This window comes from Saccharomonospora iraqiensis subsp. iraqiensis (assembly GCF_000430445.1).
Lineage (GTDB): Bacteria > Actinomycetota > Actinomycetes > Mycobacteriales > Pseudonocardiaceae > Saccharomonospora > Saccharomonospora iraqiensis.
The window spans coordinates 1-2603 of the sequence record NZ_AICW01000222.1 but is presented as its reverse complement, the minus strand read 5'-3'; the positions used below and the strand labels follow the sequence as shown (position 1 = coordinate 2603).

Annotated in this window: 2 protein-coding genes and 1 pseudogene; all 3 read left to right on the top strand. The window is 73.6% G+C overall.

What is annotated here, in order from left to right; genetic code table 11:
* Positions 1-351: 351 nt before the first annotated feature.
* Positions 352-1089, top strand: a complete 738-nt coding sequence (locus ACTIR_RS0100130) for an ABC transporter ATP-binding protein (RefSeq protein WP_026452770.1) — start codon at positions 352-354, stop codon at positions 1087-1089.
* Positions 1086-2345, top strand: a complete 1260-nt coding sequence (locus tag ACTIR_RS0100125; protein ID WP_026452769.1) for a hypothetical protein — start codon at positions 1086-1088, stop codon at positions 2343-2345. Before ACTIR_RS0100130 ends, ACTIR_RS0100125 begins: the two co-directional genes overlap by 4 nt.
* A pseudogene (locus ACTIR_RS0100120) lies at positions 2342-2603 on the top strand (hypothetical protein); the annotation flags it as partial. The gene ACTIR_RS0100125 and the pseudogene ACTIR_RS0100120, both read left to right, overlap by 4 nt.

Here is a 2603-nt window from a genome sequence, read left to right as displayed (position 1 = left end):
CGGGCGGTGCGGTGCTGTTCGAGGCGGGTGCCGACCAGGTTCCGCCTGCGGTCGCGGCGGTCCGGCGCGCGGGGCTGGTGCCGGAGGTGCGGCACTGTGATGACCGGGACGCGACCGTGGTGGTCGGGACCGTGGCCGACCGGTTCTGACCGGTCCTGGCCGGGGCCGATGGGCTCTCCCCGGTGTCGGAACGTCGAATTCGATGATCTTCCTGCGTGCGGGTGTCTTCGTCCGACAGGCTCGGTGGGCGACGGATCGGTCGGTGCGACGTGGTGACACCGTCGCTCGGAGCGGGGGTGCTTCGGACGTCGCACGTGGTCCGGTACGGACATTCGGGGGAAGGGAACCGCGGTGGAGATCGCCCTGGACGGGATCGAGGTCGGCTACGGGCGTCGGCGGGTGCTTCGGGATCTGACGTGGACGGTGCGTCCGGGGGTGACCGGGCTGTTGGGTGAGAACGGTGCCGGCAAGACCACGTTGTTGTCGGTGCTGGTGGGGTTGCGTCGGCCGCGGGCCGGGACCGTGTCGGTGGCCGGGGTGGACGGCCGTGCGGCGCGGTTCGGGTTCGTGCCGCAGACGTTCTCCGTCCCGCCCGAGGTGCGGGTGGTGGAGGCGGTGAGCTACGCGGCCTGGGTCAACGGGGTCGACCGCCGGGCCGGTGCCGGTGCGGCGCTGCGGGCGCTGGAGGCGGTGGACCTGGCGGAGCTCGCGCGGGAGCGGGTCCGGGCCTTGTCCGGTGGGCAGCGGCAGCGTCTGGGGGTCGCGGCCGGGCTGGCCCACGACCCGGACGTCCTGGTTCTCGACGAGCCGACGGTCGGGCTCGACCCGACCCAGCGGGTGCGGGTGCGGGAGGTCGTCGCGTCGTTGGGTGCCTCGCGCACCGTGTTGTTGTCCACCCACGTCCTGGAGGACGTGCACCACCTCTGTCACCGCGTGGGACTGCTCGCGGGTGGGCGGATCGCGTTCGACGGCACGGTCGATGAGGTGAAGGCGGCCATGGCCGGGGGCGCGGGGGACGGTGGTGCGCTGGAGTCGCCGCTGGAGCGCGGCTACCGCACCCTGCTCGACGACCTGGGGGGTGAGGTGTGAGGTCCGGGGGCGGGTTGTTCCGGCCGTTGGGCGCGTGGTTCGTGGTGGCGCCCGCGGTGGTGATCGTCGTGGTGGTGCTCGCCGGGACGTGGGAGATGCTGTCGTGGCCGTACCCGGTGTGGGTTCAGGCTTCGGCGCACTGGCATCAGCAGTTCGTGTTCGCCGGGCCGGTCGCGGGCGCGGTGGCGGCGTGGTGGGCGGCGCGGCTGAACCGGGCCGACCGGGTGTGGTCGCAGTTCCCCTCGCCGAGGGTGGGTGCGGTGCTCGTGACCCGGCATCTCACGGTGTTGACGGGGTGGCTGGTCGGCGCGTACGTGCTGGGGCTGGTGCCGCTGACGGTGGCGACCGCGCTGAACGGTGGGATCGGTGTGCCCCGGCCGTGGGTGATGGTGTCCGGGGTATTGGCCATGGTCGCGGCGACCGCCGCCGGGTATCTCGCGGGCACGCTCGCCGGTTCGCTGGTGGTGGTGCCGTTCGTGGCCGTCGCGCTGTACGTGTTGGACGCGTTCGCGGCCTACGGTGCCGACACCGTCGGGGCGGTCGTGCCCCAGCTGTACACCGACCCGGTGCTGGGGGTGTCCGAGTCGGCGGGGCTGGTGGTGTTCCGGATCGCGTGGTTCTCGGCCGTGGCCGCCGCGTCGGCGGCGCTCGCGGCGCGGGTGCTGCGTGGGCGTGCCACGGGGCGGTATTCGTCCCGGCCTGCGGCGGTGTGGGACGGTACGGTGTCCGCGGCGGCGCCGGTGGTGCTGGTGATGGCCGCGCTGATGACGACGCCGGACCTGTTCGAGATCGAGGCGTCGGCGCGGGACCGGACGTGCCGCGACGTGGACGGGATCGAGTACTGCGTCCACCGCGACAATGCCGACCGGATGGACGATCTGGTCGGCGCTTTCGACGGGATCCTCACCCGGTACGGTGCCGAGCCTCCGGGGATCGGGGCGGTGTGGGACCGGACGTTGGTGTTGGAGCGGGGCGGTTCGCGTGCCGACGGGATGCTGACCGCGCGGGTCGTCCCCGACGGTTCCGTGTACGGGGCTGCGTCGATGGTGACGGAGTTGGTGGGGGTGTACGAGTGCGAGTCGGCCGCGCCCGGGGTGCTGCCGGTGCTGAGTGACCTGGCGGAGTACCTGGCGGACGGCACGCTCGGCGGGACGTTGTCCGGGATGGACCCGGCGGAGGTCCGGGGGTGGATCGGGCGGCACCGGCACGCGCTGGCGGACTGCACCCTCGGGTCCGGGGATCTGCCGACCGCATGATCGGGACGGTGTTGCGGGTGCGGGCGGTGCCCCGGGGGTTGGTGGCCGTGGTGCTCGCCGTGGGGTTGAGCGCGTTCGCCGGGACGCATGTGCTGCGGATCGACCTCTCCCCCGCGAATCCCACCCGGCTGCCGGTGGCCGAGTTGTGCGGGATCCTGGCGGCGACGGCGCTGGCCGTGCTCACCCGGCCGCGGGTGTGGGAGTGGGACCGGGTCGCGCGGTCCCGCCGTGCGCGGGTGGTGGCCGGTGCGGTCGCCG